Here is a 14,527-nt window from a genome sequence, read left to right as displayed (position 1 = left end):
ACCAGGGAGAACCTCACGAGCTCCGTCAACAGCCGCGCCGAAAGGAACATTCCCCACCGAAGTGTGCTTTACATCACTCTGAGGCGATTTCCTTAATCTTCTCGATCAGCCGCACCCGCTCCTCGTGCGTCCTGCCGAGCGGGGTGACGTTCAGGGTGGTGACGCCCGACTCCTTCATCGCCTGTACGCGATCGCGCACGAACCCCTCGCTGCCGACCAGCGACATCCGCTCCAGCAACTCGGCGGGCACCAGGGCGGCGGCCTCGTCCTTCTTGCCCTCCAGGTAGAGGTCCTGGATCCGCTCGGCCTCCTTCTCGTAGCCGTAACGCCTGGCCAGGTCGTTGTAGAAGTTCCTGCCCTTGGCGCCCATGCCGCCGATGTACAGGGCCGCCATCGGCCGCCCGAACTCCAGCAGCCCCGCCACGTCGTCGCCGATCGCCAGCGTGGCCTGGGCTATCACGTCCAGCTCGCCCAGCTCGGGATCCCGCCTGGCCCTGCCCGCGGCCAGCGAGGGGCCCCAGACGTCGGCGGCCTTCTCCGGCACGTAGAAGATCGGCTCCCAGCCCTCGGCCAGCTCGGCGGTCAGCTCGACGTTCTTGGGCCCGATGGCGGCCACCACGATCGGGATGCGGGGGCGTACCGGATGGTTGATGAGCTTGAGTGGCTTGCCCAGGCCGGTCCCCTGGTCCGGCGGGAGCGGCACCGTGTAGTGCCGGCCCTCGAATGTCACGCGCTCACGCCGCCAGACCTGGCGGCAGATCTCGATGACCTCCCTGGTACGCCCCAGCGGAGCGGTGTACGGCACCCCGTGGAACCCCTCGATCACCTGCGGCCCCGAGGCGCCGATGCCGAGCGTGAAGCGCCCGTCGGAGACATAGTCGAGCCCCGCGGCGGTCATGGCCATCAGCGTCGGCGTGCGCGAGTAGATCGGCAGGATGCCGGAGGCGATCTGCAGCCGCTCGGTCTTCGCCGCGATGTAACCCATCTGGCTGACGGCGTCGAACGAGTAGGCCTCGGCGACGAACACGATGTCGAGACCGGTCTTCTCGAAGTCGGCCAGCTCGGCCACCGACTCCTTGAAGCCACCCGAGTAGTTGAGTGCCATACCGATGCGCATGCGGGCTCCCACCGACCGAATGATGTTCTGTTAGTTCGGGAACATGCTATCGCGCCGGTGCGGAGGCCGGGAGCCGCTAGCCTGGTTCAGGTGCTGAGCCGGGTCGTCATCATCTTCTCAGCCGTGGTCGCCTTGGCCCTGGCGGGGCACGGGCTGATCCCGGCGCTCGGCGGGTTCACCCCCGTCTACGAGAGCCTGCTGCCGTGGATGGGCCTGGTCGTACCGCTGCTGCTGGCCGCCGCAGCGATGGCACGCTCCACCGCCGCCGCCGTGGCAGCGCTGGTGCCGGGGCTGGTGTGGGCGCTCATGTTCGGCTCCACGTTGTTCCGCACGCCGCCGGGCGGCGCCAGCGACCTGGCCGTCGGCACCGTCAACGTGGGAGTGCGCAACAGCGCCTCGGGCGAGGCCGTACGCGCGATCGCCAAGGACCTCGACGTGCTGGCCGCCCAGGAGCTGACCGCGGGCGGGCCCGCGGCCAAGCAGCTCAACAAGATGTTCCGCTACCACTACCCGGTCAGCACGGTCGGCCTGTGGAGCCGCTATCCGATCAGCAAGACCGAGCCCCTCGACGTCGGCATGGGCTGGCCGCGGGCGCTGCGCGCGGTCGTCAGCACCCCCAAGGGCAAGGTGACCGTCTACGTCATGCACCTGGCCTCGGCCAGGCCGGGGCACACCACCTCGCGCGACGCGTCGCTGGCGCGGGCGCGCAGCCTCATCGACGACGACTCCAGCAAGCGCATCCTGCTGCTCGGCGACCTCAACACGGCCACCACCGACCGCGGCATGCGCGGGCTGACCCCGCCGCTGACCGACGCGCAGAGCGCGGCGGGCGACGGGTTCGGCTTCACCTGGCCGGCCGAGTTCCCGGTCACCCGCCCCGACCACATCCTGTACAGGGGGATGACGGCGACCAAGGCGGGCGTGGCCCCGGCGACCGGCAGCGACCACCGGGCCGCCATCGCCTCACTGCGCCTGTAGCCGGGCCAGGTCTTCGGGGGTGTCCACGTCGGAGGGGTCACCGTGCCCATCGCACGGCACCTCCGTGACCAGCTCAGGATGCGCCTTCAGGTACGGCCGCGCCCCCACGTCCCCCACGGCCAGCCCGGCCACCCCGGCGAAGTGCGCGCGGGAGATCAGCACCGGGTTCCTGCGCAGCCCGCCGTAGGTCGCGACCGCCAGCCCGGCGGCGCCCGAGCCGATCAGCGCGCGGACCGCGCCGGGTTCGATCAGCGGCTGGTCGACCAGCGCCACCACGACGGACTCGGCCGCCTCGGGCAGCGCGGCCAGCCCCAGGCGCAGGGAGGAGCCCATGCCGGAGGCCCAGTCGGGATTGCGCACGGTCACCGCGCCGCGCACCTGCAGCGTGGCCGCGCCGAGCACGACCACGACCGGGTGGCAGCCGCCCTCCTCCAGCAGGCGCACGCCCCGGTCCACCAGCCGCTCGCCCGCGTACTCGACCAGCGCCTTGGGCCTGCCCAGCCGCGAGCCCTCGCCCGCGGCCAGCAGCAGCCCCGCCACCTTGGACGCCCTCATATCGCCCCGTGGTGAGACTCGTGGTGGATGCGGCCCTCGGTCACCGACAGCGGGCGTCCCGAGCCGCCCCAGCGCAGCTGGATCAGCTCGGCGGCGATCGACACGGCCGTCTCCTCGGGGGTGCGCGCGCCCAGGTCGAGGCCGATCGGCGACCTCAGCCGGGCCAGCTCCTCCTCGCTGAGGCCGCACTCGCGCAGCCGGGCGACGCGGTCGTCGTGGGTGCGGCGCGAGCCCATGGCGCCCACGTAGCCGGCGTCGGTGCGCAGCGCCACCTCCAGCAGCGGCACGTCGAACTTGGGGTCGTGAGTCAGCACGCAGATCACCGTACGCTCGTCCACCTGCACCGTCGACAGGTAGTCGTGCGGCCACTTGACCACGACCTCGTCGGCGTCGGGGAAACGTTTGGCGGTGGCGAAGACCGGCCGCGCGTCGCACACCGTGACGTGGTAGCCGAGGAACTTGCCCACCCTGGCCACCGCCGCGGCGAAGTCGATCGCCCCGAACACCAGCATCCGCGGCGGCGGCGTGAAGGAGTGCACGAACACCGCCAGGTCGTCCAGCCGCCGCTCCCCCTGCTCCCCGTAGTGCCGGATGCCGGTCAGGCCCTGGGCGAGCATGCCGCGGACGTCGTCGTCCACGGCGTCGTCGAGGCGTTCGAGGCCGAGGCTGCCGGTGGCGCGGCCATCGGGCCAGATGATGCGCCGGGCGCCGATCTGGCCGGGCCCCGAGATGATCGTGGCCACGGCGACCGGCTCGTGCGCCTCCACCGAGGCCGCGATCTCCCCCAGTTCGGGGAAGGTCTCGATCGAGACGGGCTCGACCAGGATGTCGATGATGCCGCCGCAGGTGAGGCCGACGGAGAAGGCGTCGTCGTCGCTCACGCCGTACCGCTGCAGGACGGGCTTGTCGGTCTCGGCGGCCAGCTCGAACACCGCGCCCTCGACGCAGCCGCCGGAGACGCTGCCGACCACCTCGTCGCCGCGCACCGCCATGGCCGCGCCCGGTTGCCTGGGGGCGCTGCTCCAGGTGCCGACCACGGTGGCCAGCCCGAACCTGAGCCCCGACCGCCACCACTTCATGATCTCCGGCAGCACGTCACGCATGGGCCAGCCTTTCAGTGAGTCGCTCGAAGGCGGCGAGGCTGTGGCCCGCCACCAGGTCGTCCAGATAGGGCAGGGCGGCCCGCATGCCGCCGGTCAGCGGCTGGTAGTCGTCATACCCCTTGTGCGGGTTGACCCAGATCACGCGGTACGCCTGCCGTGCCAGCCTGGCCATCTGCCGGCCAAGCAGCCCGGGGTCGCCGCGTTCCCACCCGTCCGAGGCGATCAACGCTATCGCGCCCCTTGCGCTGTAACGGGTGAGGAACTCCCGCAGTTCCTCACCCAGCCGGGTCCCGCCGCTCCAGTCGGGGATGGCCTTGGACACCTCGTTCAGCGCGGTTCCCGGGTCGCGGTGGCGCAGCTCGGCGGTGATCGGGGTGAGCCTGGTGCCGACCGAGTACACCCTGGTGGCCCTGGGCTCGCTCCTGACCAGCGCGTGGGCGAAGCGCAGCAGGGTCTCGGCGTACGGCGCCATCGAACCGCTGACGTCCACGAACAGCACGACCGCGCGCGGCCTGGTGGTGTGCCTGCGGTGGCGCAGCCTGGCCACCTCGCCCTTCCTGAGCGCGTCGCGGATGGTGCGGCGCTGGTCCAGCCGCCCCCGGTGGCCGCTCTCGAACCGCCTCGACCGCCGCCGCGCCCGGCCGCCGCTCAGCAGGGCCAGCATGCGGTGCACCTCGGCCCGCTCGGCCTCGGTCAGCCGGGCCACGTCCCGGTGGCGCAGCACCTCCATCCGGCTCGCGGTGGCCGGGGCCGGCGTCCCGTCGTCCTCGCCCGCGTCGCCGTCGCCGTCGCGTTCGGCCAGGTGGCGGGTGACGTTCGTGGTCGCCGCGGGGGCCCTGGCCGCCTTCATGCCGCCGAAGTAGGCGGCGAAGCAGCGGTCGTACCGGGGCAGGTCGTCGGGGGTGGCGCACAACGTCAGCCGCCCGGCCCAGTACACCTCGCCGGAGTCGGTCACGTCGAGGTGGTCCAGGGCCCGCATCAGGTTCTGCGTGCGCTCGTGGTCGGCCGCGACGCCCGCCGCGCGCAGCGTCCTGGCGAATCCCGTCATGGTGGCGGCCAGCTCATCCATGGGTCAGCAGCCCGTTGCCGATCACCGCCGCCACGTCCTCCCGGTACTTCAGCGCCGCGCCGAGCGTGGCGGCGGCCCTGCCGGGGTCGAGCTCCTTCGCGCCCAGCGTCAGCAGCGCCTCGGTCCAGTCCAGCGTCTCGGCCACGCCCGGCGGCTTGACCAGGCCGGCCTGCCGCAGCCGCTCGGCCGCCCGCGCCACCTGCGTGGCCAGCGTCTCGGTGCAGCCGGGCAGGCGGCGCAGCAGGATCGCCACCTCGCGGTCGAAGCTCGGGTGTTCCAGCCAGTGGTACAGGCAGCGCCGCTTGAGCGCGTCGTGCACCTCGCGCGTCCTGTTGGAGGTCACCACGACCACCGGCGGCCTCCTGGCCTTGATCGTGCCCAGCTCGGGGATGGAGATCGTGAAGTCGGACAGCACCTCCAGCAGGAACGCCTCGAACTCGTCGTCGGCGCGATCGATCTCGTCCACCAGCAGCACGCTGGGCTGCGTCTCGATCGCCTTCAGCAGCGGCCTGGCGATCAGGAACCGCCGGTCGTAGATCTCCCCTTCGAGCCGGTTCACGTCGGTGATCCCGGCGGCCTCGGCGGCTTTGAGGTGCAGGAGCTGGCGGGCGAAGTCCCAGTCGTACAGGGCCTGGGCGGCGTCCAGCCCCTCGTAGCACTGGAGCCTGATGAGGGGCGCCTTCAGCAGCGCGGCCAGCGCCTTGGCCAGCTCGGTCTTGCCGACACCCGCCTCGCCTTCGAGGAAGAGCGGCCGCCCCATCCGCAGCGCCAGGAAGGCGGCCGTGGCCAGCCCCTCGTCGGCCAGGTAGGTGTGCCGGTCGAGGAGCTCGATGAGCTTGTCCGGCGACTCGATGTCCATTGCCCTGATTGTCCGCCGCAGCACGCCTTCAGGCTACGTCGACACCCGCTTCGGCGATATTCACCCGGAGTGACCGTCACGCCATGTAAGATCCTGCTCACCCAATGAGAAGGCGAGAGGACTGATGCCCATTCCCCCCGGCATGCCGGAATCCTGGGACGACCACCACGTGTCCCCGGAGGCCAGACAGCAGCGCAAGATCACCGCGGCCCGCAGAGCGATCGACATCGCCCTGCAGACGCGCTTCCTGTGGATCAGCCAGGAGAAGCGCGAAGCCATCTCCACCTGCGACGACCTCGAACTTCTCCAGCAGTGGCTGATCCGCATCCTCACGGTCGACACAGTGGACGACCTTTTCATCGAGCCGGTCTAGCCCTCTTGGCGGGCCTCTTCTAGCCCTCCTGGTGGGCCTCGCCGCGCTCACGGATCAGTGCCTCCAGTTCGTCCGTGGCCTGGCGGGCGCGCTCCCGCTCGGCTCCCTGGATGCCCATCGCCCCCACGGTGCTCCCGTCCGACAGGTCGATCCGCGGCCACGGATCCCCCACCAGCAGCGTCACGTCCATGACCTCCGGCCAGGTGACCTGGTGGGTGCGGCCGACGTTGACGATCGTGAGGCCACTCTCGTCCGCCTCCACCCGCACCCGTCCCAGCCGGTGCAGGATCCACGCCAGCGCGCAGCCGAACGCCACGATCGCCACCCGGTCGGGCAGCTTGAACGGCTCGGCGATGTAGATCGCCATCACCACCGCCCCGAGTACGAGCACGACGGCGAAACCGTAGGCGACGATCCTTCCCCGGCGCGGACGCCAGACGATGGGCAGGGACGCGGCGGTGGGCGGAGGGGACACAGGCTCTGACACGAGGGAAACCTACCGTAGGTCAGGGGAGGTCTCTCAGGAGGAGTGCGGTCTCGAGCGCGGCGACGGCCGACTCGTAACCCTTGTCTTCCTTGCTCCCCGGCAGGCCCGAGCGGTCGAGTGCCTGATCCATCGTCTCGCACGTGAGCACGCCGTTGCCGACCGGCGTGCGCTCGTCCAGCGAGATCCGGGTCAGGCCGGCCGTCACCGAGTCGCACACGTACTCGAAGTGCGCCGTCTCGCCGCGGATCACCGCGCCCAGCGCGACCACCGCGTCACACCTGCGGGCCAGGGCCTGGGCGACGACCGGGATCTCCAGCGAGCCCGGCACCCTTACCACGGTCGCGGTGGCGCCGCTGTCGTCGCACGCCTGCACGGCGCGGGAGACGAGCTGGTCGGTGATCTTGGCGTGCCAGCTCGCCGCCACCACTCCCACCGTCAGCCCCGCCGCGTCGGGCGCCGTGACGCCCGGCCGTCCTTCGCCGCTCATGCGCTCTCCCCGCATCGCACTTCCATGCCGCTCACGCGCTCGCTCTCCCCGCATCGGGCTTCCATGCCGCTCATGCGGTCTCCCCGCATCGGGCTTCCATGCCGCTCATGCGGTCTCCCCGCATCGCGCTTTCATGAAGCCTCCGAGATGTCGTGGCCGAGGCGCTCGCGCTTGGCCTTCAGGTAACGCTCGTTGTAGGGGTTCATGGCGACGGGCATGGGCTCGCGGCCGAGCACCTTGATGCCGTACCCGTCCATGCCCTTGAGCTTGGCCGGGTTGTTGGTGAGCAGCCGGACCGACTTGACCCCGAGGTCGGCCAGGATCTGGCCCGCGTTGGAGAACTCCCGCGCGTCCACCGGCAGCCCGAGCTCCACGTTGGCGTCCACGGTGTCGCTGCCGTTGTCCTGCAGGCTGTAGGCCTTGAGCTTGGCCAGCAGGCCGATCCCCCGGCCCTCGTGCCCGCGCAGGTACACGACCACGCCGCGGCCCTCCTGCGCGATGGCCGACATGGCGTGATCGAGCTGCACTCCGCAGTCGCAGCGCAGCGAGCCGAACACGTCGCCGGTCAGGCACTCGGAATGCGCCCTGACCAGGATGTTCTCGCCGTCGTCCAGGTCGCCGAAGACGAGCGCGACGTGCTCGCCGCCGTCCAGGGCGCTGGCGTAGCCGTAGACCCGCCACATCCCGTACGTGTTCGGCAGCCGGGTCTCGGCGACCCTGGTGACCATGCTCTCGGCCCGCCGCCGGTAGTTGACCAGCTGCTCGATGGAGACCAGCGCGAGATCGTGCTCATCGGCGAACTTGCGCAACTCGGGCAGCCGGGACATCGTGCCGTCGTCGTTGACCACCTCGGCCAGCGCGCCCGCCCCCGACAACCCGGCCAGCTTGGCCAGGTCCACGGCCGCCTCGGTGTGACCGCGCCGGGCCAGCACGCCTCCTTCGTGGTAGCGCAGCGGGAAGACGTGCCCGGGGCGTACCAGCTCGTTGGGCTCGGTGGCCGAGTCGGCCAGCGTGCGGATGGTCTGGGCCCGGTCGGCCGCGGAGATGCCCGTGGAGACGCCGTCGCGGGCGTCCACGGTGATCGTGTACGCCGTGCGCATGCGCTCCTTGTTGTTGAAGACCATGAGCGGCAGGCCGAGCCGGTCGAGCTCCTTGCCCTCCATGGCCACGCAGATCATGCCGCTGGTGTGCCTGATCGTGAACGTGCACAGGTCCGGCGTGGCCTTGGCCGCGGCGAAGATGAGGTCGCCCTCGTTCTCCCTGCTCTCGTCGTCCACGACCACCACGGCCTTGCCGGCACGGATGTCCTCGATCGCGCGCTCGATCGGATCGAGCTTGATGTCGTCTGCTTCGATGCCGTCTGCCTTGATGCCGTCTGATGTGATGCCGTTTGCTTTGATGTCGTCTGCTTTGATGTCGTCTGCTTTGATGCCGTTGCTCACTGCTGCCTTGATGTTGTCGTCGCTCACTGCGCCACCGCCACTCCCACGCCCGTGGCGCGGTACTCCCGCAGCCACTTGGCGAACCCGATCAGGACCAGCACCAGGAACACCCCGTACACGGCCCCGGAGACCACCAGCCCCGAACTGAACGCCAGCGGCACCCCCACCAGGTCCACGGCCACCCATATGATCCAGAAGTCCACCAAGGCCCTCCCCTGTGCCCAGGTCGCTATGGCACTGCCGACGAAGATGTAGGCGTCGGCCGCCACCAGGAACGCGCCCTCCGGCAGCGGCACGCTCGCGCCCCACGACAGCCCGGTGGCGTAGAACAACAACGCGATCACGACGGTGCCCAGCAGCATGACGCCGATCAGCGTCAGCCGCTCCCCCATCGCGGCGGGCCTGATGGCCAGTTGCTTGCCGCCCTGCGTGCCGCGCCGCCACGCCCACCAGCCGTAGATCGCCAGTCCGGCGAACAACGCCTGCTTGAGCGCGTTGCCGGTGATGTGCGCGCTGATCGAGGCGATGAACAACAACACCGCCCCGGTGAACTGCACCGGCCACGTCCACATCGACTTGCGCATGGCCAGCAGTACCGTGGCCAGCGCGGCGATGTTGCCCACCAGGTCGGTCCAGAGCACGTGGGTGCCGAACACCGCGAATCCGGCCTCTGCCCAGTTCATTGTCTGACCACCAGTCTCTCCACATACTTCGCGATCACGTCGACCTCGATGTTCACCACGTCGCCCACCTGACGCTCACCCATCGTGGTGAGCTTCAGCGTGGTCGGGATGAGGCTCACGCCGAAGCTTTCGTCGTCAACCGTCGTGACCGTCAGACTGATTCCGTCGATGGCGATCGAGCCCTTCTCCGCGATGTAGGGGGCCAGCGCCTCCGGCATCGAGAAGCGCAGGTCGTCCCAGCTCTCGCCGGGGTCGCGGGACAGCAGCACGGCCGTGCCGTCCACATGGCCCTGTACGATGTGGCCGCCAAGGCGCTGGTCGGCGCGTACGGCGCGCTCCAGGTTCACCGCCGAGCCCTCGGCCAGGCCGCCCAGGGAGCTGCGGTCCAGCGACTCCCTGATCACGTCCACGGTGAACACCTCGTCCTTGACCTCCACGACCGTGAGGCACACGCCGTTGACCGCGATCGAGTCGCCGTGCCGCGCGTCGGAGGTGACGACCGGCCCGCGCACCGACAGCAGGGCTCCGCCGCCCGCCCGCTCGATGGCCACCACTCCGCCTTTTTCCTCAATGATTCCGGTGAACATCACTTCTCCCTGCCTGGTTGGATCGCGGGCCGGGCGATCAGCCGTACATCCGGCCCGATGGGGGAAATCTCGTCAAAGGTCAGGCGATGCAACTCGCCGATCGTGCCCACACCCGCCGCGCCGAGCGCGGTCCGCCCCGAGCCGAGCAGGGCCGGGGCCAGGTACGCGACCACCCGATCGACCAGCCCCTGCCTGACGAACGCGCCGGCCAGCGTCGGCCCGCCCTCCAGGAACACGCTGACAATCCCGCGCGCGGCCAGCTCACGGAGCAGGACGTCCAGGTCGAGGCCGCCGTCGCGGCGGGGCAGGCGCAGGAGGTCGGCCTTGAGCGCGGTCTCGGCGTCTTCGGCCACGGCGACGATCGTGGGCGCCAACTCATCGAGAACCCGGGCCTCCTGCGGCGTCCTACCCTCGGCATCCACCACAACCCGCACCGGCACCCGCGCACCTCCACCCACCCCACCACCCCGCACCCCAGCCTCACCGCGGCCCTCCACCCCGGCCCCAGCACCGCCGTAGCCTTCCACCCCAGCACCGCCACGGTCTTCCGCCCCGGACCGCGCACCGCTGCCGAAGCCAGCACCCAGGAAGCCGGGCCGGGCAGGCACGGCCTCGGAGCCGACCTGTGGGAGGCCCGCCCCTGGGACGCCCGTTTGCGGGACGCCCGTTTGCGGGACGCCCGTTTGCGGGACGCCCGTTTGCGGGACGCCCGTTTGCGGGACGCCCGTTTGCGGGACGCCCGTTTGCGGAACACCCGCCTCTGGGACACCCGCCTGTGCGACGCCCGCCTGCGAGATGCCGACTTCTGGGACGCCAGCCTGTGGGGCGTGAGGGGCCGTGGCGGCAGCGGGGCGGGCCGTGAGGTGGGGGTCGTCGGCCAGGACCGTGCCGATGCCGGCCAGGATCGCGTCGGCGGCGGCCCGCATCCGGTGCACGTCGGCCCGCGCCTCCGGCGAGGTGATCCACTGGCTGGTGCCGTCCTCGGCGGCCGACCTGCCATCGAGAGTGGCGGCGAACTTCCATGTCACGTGGGACCGCCCGAGCCGCGCGCAGGTCAGCCACTCCTCGTTGACCCGCTCCGCCGCCTCGCTCAGCACCCCGGAGGTGACCGCGACGCCATGGGCCCGCAGCCGCCGGGCGCCCCCGGCAGCCTTCGGGTTGGGATCGGACACGGCGATCACCACGCGCGCCACCCCGGCCTCCAGCAACGCGAGGCTGCACGGCCCCGTCCTGCCGGTGTGGTCGCAGGGTTCGAGTGTCACGTACGCGGTGCCGCCCCTGGCCCGCTCCCCCGCCTGTGCCAACGCGACGACCTCGGCGTGCGGCCCGCCCGCGTACGCGTGGAAGCCCTCGCCCGCGACCTGCCCGGCGGCGTCGAGCACGACACAGCCCACGACGGGGTTGGGGCTGGTGGTGCCATGACCGTGCCCGGCCAGCTCGACGGCGCGCGCCATGTGGGCGGCGTCCTGCGGGGGTATCTCCACCCGGGTCTCCTACTCGCCAGTAGCTGCAAGCCACGGCGGGCCCCGGGGAATCTCGCCATGGCGCATACTCATGCACCACGGCAGGCGCCCGGCTGGGACACCGGACACCTCGCGCGCTTCCTCCCATCCGGACTTTAACCGTCGGTCCTGGAATTTCACCAGGTCAACCGGCCGATGGCATCGGCCGGGTCGCGGACTGTAACCGCCGGTTCGGACTTTCACCGACCCCGGAGCACGCTAGCTCTCTTCATTACCAGTCTGCCATGCCGACAACGGAGCGCGCGACCACCCCTCCTTATTTGACCAAGCGCTCGCTTCTAATCAGCTTCACGCGGCCATGAGCCGGTGCGCGCGACGCGCCGCCGGACTGTACCGGACCTGCCCGGGAACCAGGCCGATCCCGGTGTGCAGGGTACGCAGCGTCGCGGTGGCCCACAGGTCGCCGACCGGCGTGGCGGGCAGCCCGTACAGGCGTCTGGCCCAGCGCGGCAGCGTGGCGAAGGCCAGCAGCGTCAGTGCGGGCATGGCCGGTTTGAGCGGCGTCAGCAGGCGCGGGAGCGGGGCGTTCAGCGACAAGCGCAACGGATGGGCCGCCTCTGGTACGAAACGCAGCCCCGGGCGTTCGGCCTCGATGTAGTCGCGCAGTTCGGCCACCGAGCCGGGCACGTCCTGCGGCACCAGCCCCACAACCTCGGCCGCCCGCTGCCATTCGGCCACGAACGTGTCCGCCTCCTCGTCGCTCAGCCGCACCCCCGCACGGCGGGCCACCGACAGGTAGGAGTCGACCTCGCCCACATGCACCCAGCGCAGCGCGTCGGGCTCGTCGAGGCGGAAGGTGAGGCCGGTGTCGGGGTCGTGCGCGGTCAGCATGGCATGGATCTTGCGAACCCGGCGACCGGCGCGCTCGACCTCGTCGTGGGTGCCGTAGGTGCGCACCCGTACGAACTCGGTGGTCCGTACGAACCGCGACCACGCCTCCTGCGGATCCATGAGCGCGGAGTTCTGCAGCACGCCGCGCATGGCCCTCGGATGCAGGCCCTGCATCAGCAGCGCGCGAATACCACCCACAAGCAGGATCGGCTCACCCATCACCCGCCACGTCACCGAGCGGGGCCCGAAGATCCCATGGTCGCTCATAAGTGAGGACTTACCCGCTCGAACACCGCTTCATGTCAGGAACTTACGGCGGCGCAGGCGCTCCGGGGCGCGGCGCGCAGGACCTCGACAGCCGGCCTCATGCATTGCGCCGACTCCAAGCGCGCGCCACCAAGGACTTCCACAAGGATCGGCGGCTCAAGAGGCCAGAGGCTCAGAGGGGCGAGGGCTCAGAGGGGCGAGGGCTCAGGGGCTCAGGAGATGGCGCGGTTGGCGGCGGCGCGCAGTTCGTCGATCGCGGCCACCGGGTCCGATGCCCCGTAGACCGCGCTGCCCGCCACGAACACATCGGCCCCCGCCTCGGCGCAGCGCTCGATCGTACCGGCGTCCACACCGCCATCGACCTGCAACCAGACCCGCCCGCCATGCCGCCCGATGAGCTCCCGGGCCCGCCGCACCTTCGGCAGCACGACATCGAGGAACTTCTGCCCGCCGAACCCCGGCTCGACCGTCATCAGCAGCAGCATGTCGACCTCGCCGAGCAGATCTTCGTACGGCTCGACGGCCGTGGCCGGGTTGAGCGCCAGACCCGCCCTGGCGCCGAGCGACCGGATCTCGCGCAGCGTACGAATGGGCGCCCTGGCCGCCTCGGCATGAATGGTCACGCTGCCCGCACCCGCCTCCGCGTACTGCGGCGCCCAGCGATCGGGGTCGGCGATCATGAGGTGGCAGTCGAGCGGGGTGTCGGTCGCCTTGCGCAGCGCCTCGACCACGGGCAGCCCGAGGGTCAGGTTGGGCACGAAGTGGTAGTCCATGACATCGACGTGCAGCCAGTCGGCGTTCGGCACGGCGGCCGCCTCATCGGCGAGCCTGGCGAAGTCGGCGGCGAGGATGCTGGGCGAGATCTGTACGGCCATGATGCGCCAAGTCTATTGAAGAACCCACAACCCCCGCGCCCGGCACACCCACAACCCCTTCACCCGCCCGCCTCGCCCCTACGCCCCTGCACACCCCGGCCTGCCACACCCGACACACCTTCGACCCCCGCCCCCAGCACACCCCGCTCTGCCACACCGACGCACCTTCGGCCAGTCCCGCCTCGCACACCCCTGACATCCTCGCCCCGGCACGCCTGCCGCCAGTGTCAGTGCACCACGGCCCGCGCCTTGCCCGCCCTGCTCATCAGCCCGAGCCTGATGAACAGCACCGGGGCTCCGACCTGCACCCAGAGCGTCAGCAACGCGTACCCGACATAGGTCCCCAAGCCGTTCTGCGGCAGCACTTCGCGCTCGGCGTACCAGATGAGCACCGCCACGACCGTGCCGAGCGCCCAGCGGGCGGCCCGCAACCCGAAAGCCCCGCCTGCGTCGAACCAGCCGAGCCGGTACATGATCGACGTGCCGGCCAGCGTCCCGAGCAGCACGCCTGCCATGGTGATGACCGTGTCCATGCTCTCCGGATCGATCGTCCCGGCCGAGCTCCAGCTCGGCGGCGGCGCCCACCCGGCGTACGGGACGTTGGCCAGCGCGGCGACGCCGATCAGCGCGCCGGAGAGCATCAAGGAGACGGTGAGCTGGGCCCACAGCTCCTGCCTTCGCCACCAGGCCGTCGCGGGCCGTTCGAGCTTGCTGACGATCAGCAGCACCGCCAGCCCGAGCAGCACGCCGGCCACCACGTCCGAGATGAAGTGCACGCCCAGGTACAGCCTGCTCAGACACACCAGCGCGACGATCGCCCCCGCCGTGCACCACGCCCAGGGCCTGCCCGCCATCGCCGCGAGCCTGCCCAGGCCCGCGGTGCCGATCTGCGCGTGCCCGGACGGCAGCCCGAAGGATTGCTCGATGGACAGCGGGTGGATCCGGGAGTCGATCCAGTACGGCCTGGGCTGGTGTGCGACGAGCTTGCCGATCGCGTTCGTGGCGGCGGCCAGCAGAACCGTCAGGCCGAGCCGCAGGGCGAGCGCGGGGTTGACGCACCAGTAGAGCACGGGCAGGCAGAGCAGGAAGAACGTGTCCGTGCCCAGCACCGACACCAGCTGCAGCACAGGCTCGACAACATCGGGCCAGTTCTGCAGCCAGATGATCGGTGCAAGTTCCGCTTTATGAAGGTCATCCAGGAAGTCCACGTCGTCGATCGGATCACATGCACCCCCGAAGCGCCACATAACCCGCCTTCCGGCACGTCACAGGCCCCTCTCATCCCGCAAGC

Annotated in this window: 15 protein-coding genes, 3 pseudogenes and 1 riboswitch; of the genes and pseudogenes, 3 read left to right on the top strand and 15 right to left on the bottom strand. The window is 70.7% G+C overall.

Annotated elements, in window-relative coordinates; all coding sequences use genetic code 11:
* Positions 1 to 73 precede the first annotated feature (73 nt).
* Complete coding sequence (locus AB0I81_RS22355; protein ID WP_360659458.1) at positions 74 to 1,117, bottom strand: LLM class F420-dependent oxidoreductase; 1,044 nt, start codon at positions 1,115 to 1,117, stop codon at positions 74 to 76.
* 90 nt (positions 1,118 to 1,207) lie between these two features.
* On the opposite strand from AB0I81_RS22355, the gene AB0I81_RS22350 reads away from it, so the two are divergent.
* Positions 1,208 to 2,095, top strand: a complete 888-nt coding sequence (locus AB0I81_RS22350; RefSeq protein WP_360659456.1) for an endonuclease/exonuclease/phosphatase family protein — start codon at positions 1,208 to 1,210, stop codon at positions 2,093 to 2,095.
* On the opposite strand, the gene AB0I81_RS22345 is transcribed toward AB0I81_RS22350, so the two are convergent.
* From AB0I81_RS22345 to AB0I81_RS22330, 4 genes are read right to left on the bottom strand one after another with little or no spacing between them, the layout of a single operon-like run.
* On the bottom strand, positions 2,081 to 2,650 hold the full coding sequence (locus tag AB0I81_RS22345; protein ID WP_360659454.1) for a nucleotidyltransferase family protein: 570 nt from the start codon (positions 2,648 to 2,650) through the stop codon (positions 2,081 to 2,083). The genes AB0I81_RS22350 and AB0I81_RS22345 overlap by 15 nt on opposite strands.
* Positions 2,647 to 3,753 carry an XdhC/CoxI family protein gene (locus tag AB0I81_RS22340; RefSeq protein WP_360659452.1) on the bottom strand — a complete coding sequence of 369 codons (1,107 nt, stop codon included), beginning with the start codon at positions 3,751 to 3,753 and terminating at the stop codon, positions 2,647 to 2,649. The genes AB0I81_RS22345 and AB0I81_RS22340 overlap by 4 nt, the downstream gene beginning before the upstream one ends.
* A complete protein-coding gene (locus AB0I81_RS22335) occupies positions 3,746 to 4,822 on the bottom strand; it encodes a VWA domain-containing protein (RefSeq protein WP_360659450.1) in 1,077 nt (358 codons plus the stop codon). The genes AB0I81_RS22340 and AB0I81_RS22335 overlap by 8 nt, the downstream gene beginning before the upstream one ends.
* Positions 4,815 to 5,681 (bottom strand): MoxR family ATPase, encoded by an 867-nt coding sequence (locus AB0I81_RS22330; protein ID WP_360659448.1) that lies wholly within the window; start codon positions 5,679 to 5,681, stop codon positions 4,815 to 4,817. The genes AB0I81_RS22335 and AB0I81_RS22330 overlap by 8 nt, the downstream gene beginning before the upstream one ends.
* A gap of 124 nt (positions 5,682 to 5,805) precedes the next feature.
* On the opposite strand from AB0I81_RS22330, the gene AB0I81_RS22325 reads away from it, so the two are divergent.
* On the top strand, positions 5,806 to 6,054 hold the full coding sequence (locus tag AB0I81_RS22325) for a hypothetical protein (RefSeq protein ID WP_360659446.1): 249 nt from the start codon (positions 5,806 to 5,808) through the stop codon (positions 6,052 to 6,054).
* A 19-nt stretch (positions 6,055 to 6,073) separates the two neighbouring features.
* Here the strand turns inward: AB0I81_RS22325 and AB0I81_RS22320 are convergent, their stop codons facing one another.
* From AB0I81_RS22320 to AB0I81_RS22295, 6 genes and pseudogenes are all read right to left on the bottom strand, one after another.
* A complete protein-coding gene (locus tag AB0I81_RS22320) occupies positions 6,074 to 6,541 on the bottom strand; it encodes a PH domain-containing protein (protein ID WP_360659444.1) in 468 nt (155 codons plus the stop codon).
* 19 nt (positions 6,542 to 6,560) lie between these two features.
* Positions 6,561 to 7,028 carry a 6,7-dimethyl-8-ribityllumazine synthase gene (ribH, locus tag AB0I81_RS22315; RefSeq protein ID WP_360659442.1) on the bottom strand — a complete coding sequence of 156 codons (468 nt, stop codon included), beginning with the start codon at positions 7,026 to 7,028 and terminating at the stop codon, positions 6,561 to 6,563.
* A gap of 131 nt (positions 7,029 to 7,159) precedes the next feature.
* Entirely contained in the window at positions 7,160 to 8,383 is a 1,224-nt protein-coding gene (locus AB0I81_RS22310) for a bifunctional 3,4-dihydroxy-2-butanone-4-phosphate synthase/GTP cyclohydrolase II (RefSeq protein WP_360659805.1), read from the bottom strand.
* 110 nt (positions 8,384 to 8,493) lie between these two features.
* Positions 8,494 to 9,153, bottom strand: a complete 660-nt coding sequence (pnuC, locus tag AB0I81_RS22305) for a nicotinamide riboside transporter PnuC (protein ID WP_360659441.1) — start codon at positions 9,151 to 9,153, stop codon at positions 8,494 to 8,496.
* Complete coding sequence (locus AB0I81_RS22300; protein WP_360659439.1) at positions 9,150 to 9,740, bottom strand: riboflavin synthase; 591 nt, start codon at positions 9,738 to 9,740, stop codon at positions 9,150 to 9,152. The genes pnuC and AB0I81_RS22300 overlap by 4 nt, the downstream gene beginning before the upstream one ends.
* A pseudogene (locus AB0I81_RS22295) lies at positions 9,740 to 10,171 on the bottom strand (RibD family protein); the annotation flags it as partial. The pseudogene AB0I81_RS22295 and the gene AB0I81_RS22300, both read right to left, overlap by 1 nt.
* 222 nt (positions 10,172 to 10,393) lie before the next feature.
* On the opposite strand from AB0I81_RS22295, the pseudogene AB0I81_RS22290 reads away from it, so the two are divergent.
* Positions 10,394 to 10,516 (top strand): annotated as a pseudogene (locus AB0I81_RS22290) (pentapeptide repeat-containing protein); the annotation flags it as partial.
* Between the two features lie 57 nt (positions 10,517 to 10,573).
* On the opposite strand, the pseudogene ribD reads toward AB0I81_RS22290, so the two are convergent.
* The 4 genes and pseudogenes from ribD to AB0I81_RS22270 all read right to left on the bottom strand — a co-directional run.
* Positions 10,574 to 11,224: pseudogene (ribD, locus tag AB0I81_RS22285) on the bottom strand (bifunctional diaminohydroxyphosphoribosylaminopyrimidine deaminase/5-amino-6-(5-phosphoribosylamino)uracil reductase RibD); the annotation flags it as partial.
* 109 nt (positions 11,225 to 11,333) lie between these two features.
* Positions 11,334 to 11,464: riboswitch (FMN riboswitch) on the bottom strand.
* Positions 11,465 to 11,551: 87 nt separating this feature from the next.
* Positions 11,552 to 12,361: an oxygenase MpaB family protein gene (locus tag AB0I81_RS22280; RefSeq protein WP_360659437.1), complete on the bottom strand. Its 810-nt coding sequence runs from the start codon at positions 12,359 to 12,361 to the stop codon at positions 11,552 to 11,554.
* Between the two features lie 212 nt (positions 12,362 to 12,573).
* Positions 12,574 to 13,236 carry a ribulose-phosphate 3-epimerase gene (rpe, locus tag AB0I81_RS22275; RefSeq protein ID WP_360659435.1) on the bottom strand — a complete coding sequence of 221 codons (663 nt, stop codon included), beginning with the start codon at positions 13,234 to 13,236 and terminating at the stop codon, positions 12,574 to 12,576.
* A gap of 227 nt (positions 13,237 to 13,463) precedes the next feature.
* Complete coding sequence (locus tag AB0I81_RS22270; protein ID WP_360659433.1) at positions 13,464 to 14,444, bottom strand: phosphatase PAP2 family protein; 981 nt, start codon at positions 14,442 to 14,444, stop codon at positions 13,464 to 13,466.
* Between the last annotated feature and the right edge of the window lie 83 nt (positions 14,445 to 14,527).

Source organism: Nonomuraea sp. NPDC050404, from assembly GCF_040655495.1.
In the GTDB taxonomy this organism is placed as follows: Bacteria; Actinomycetota; Actinomycetes; order Streptosporangiales; family Streptosporangiaceae; genus Nonomuraea.
Note: the sequence above shows the minus strand (reverse complement) of the source record. Positions and strands in the feature narration are given on the sequence as shown.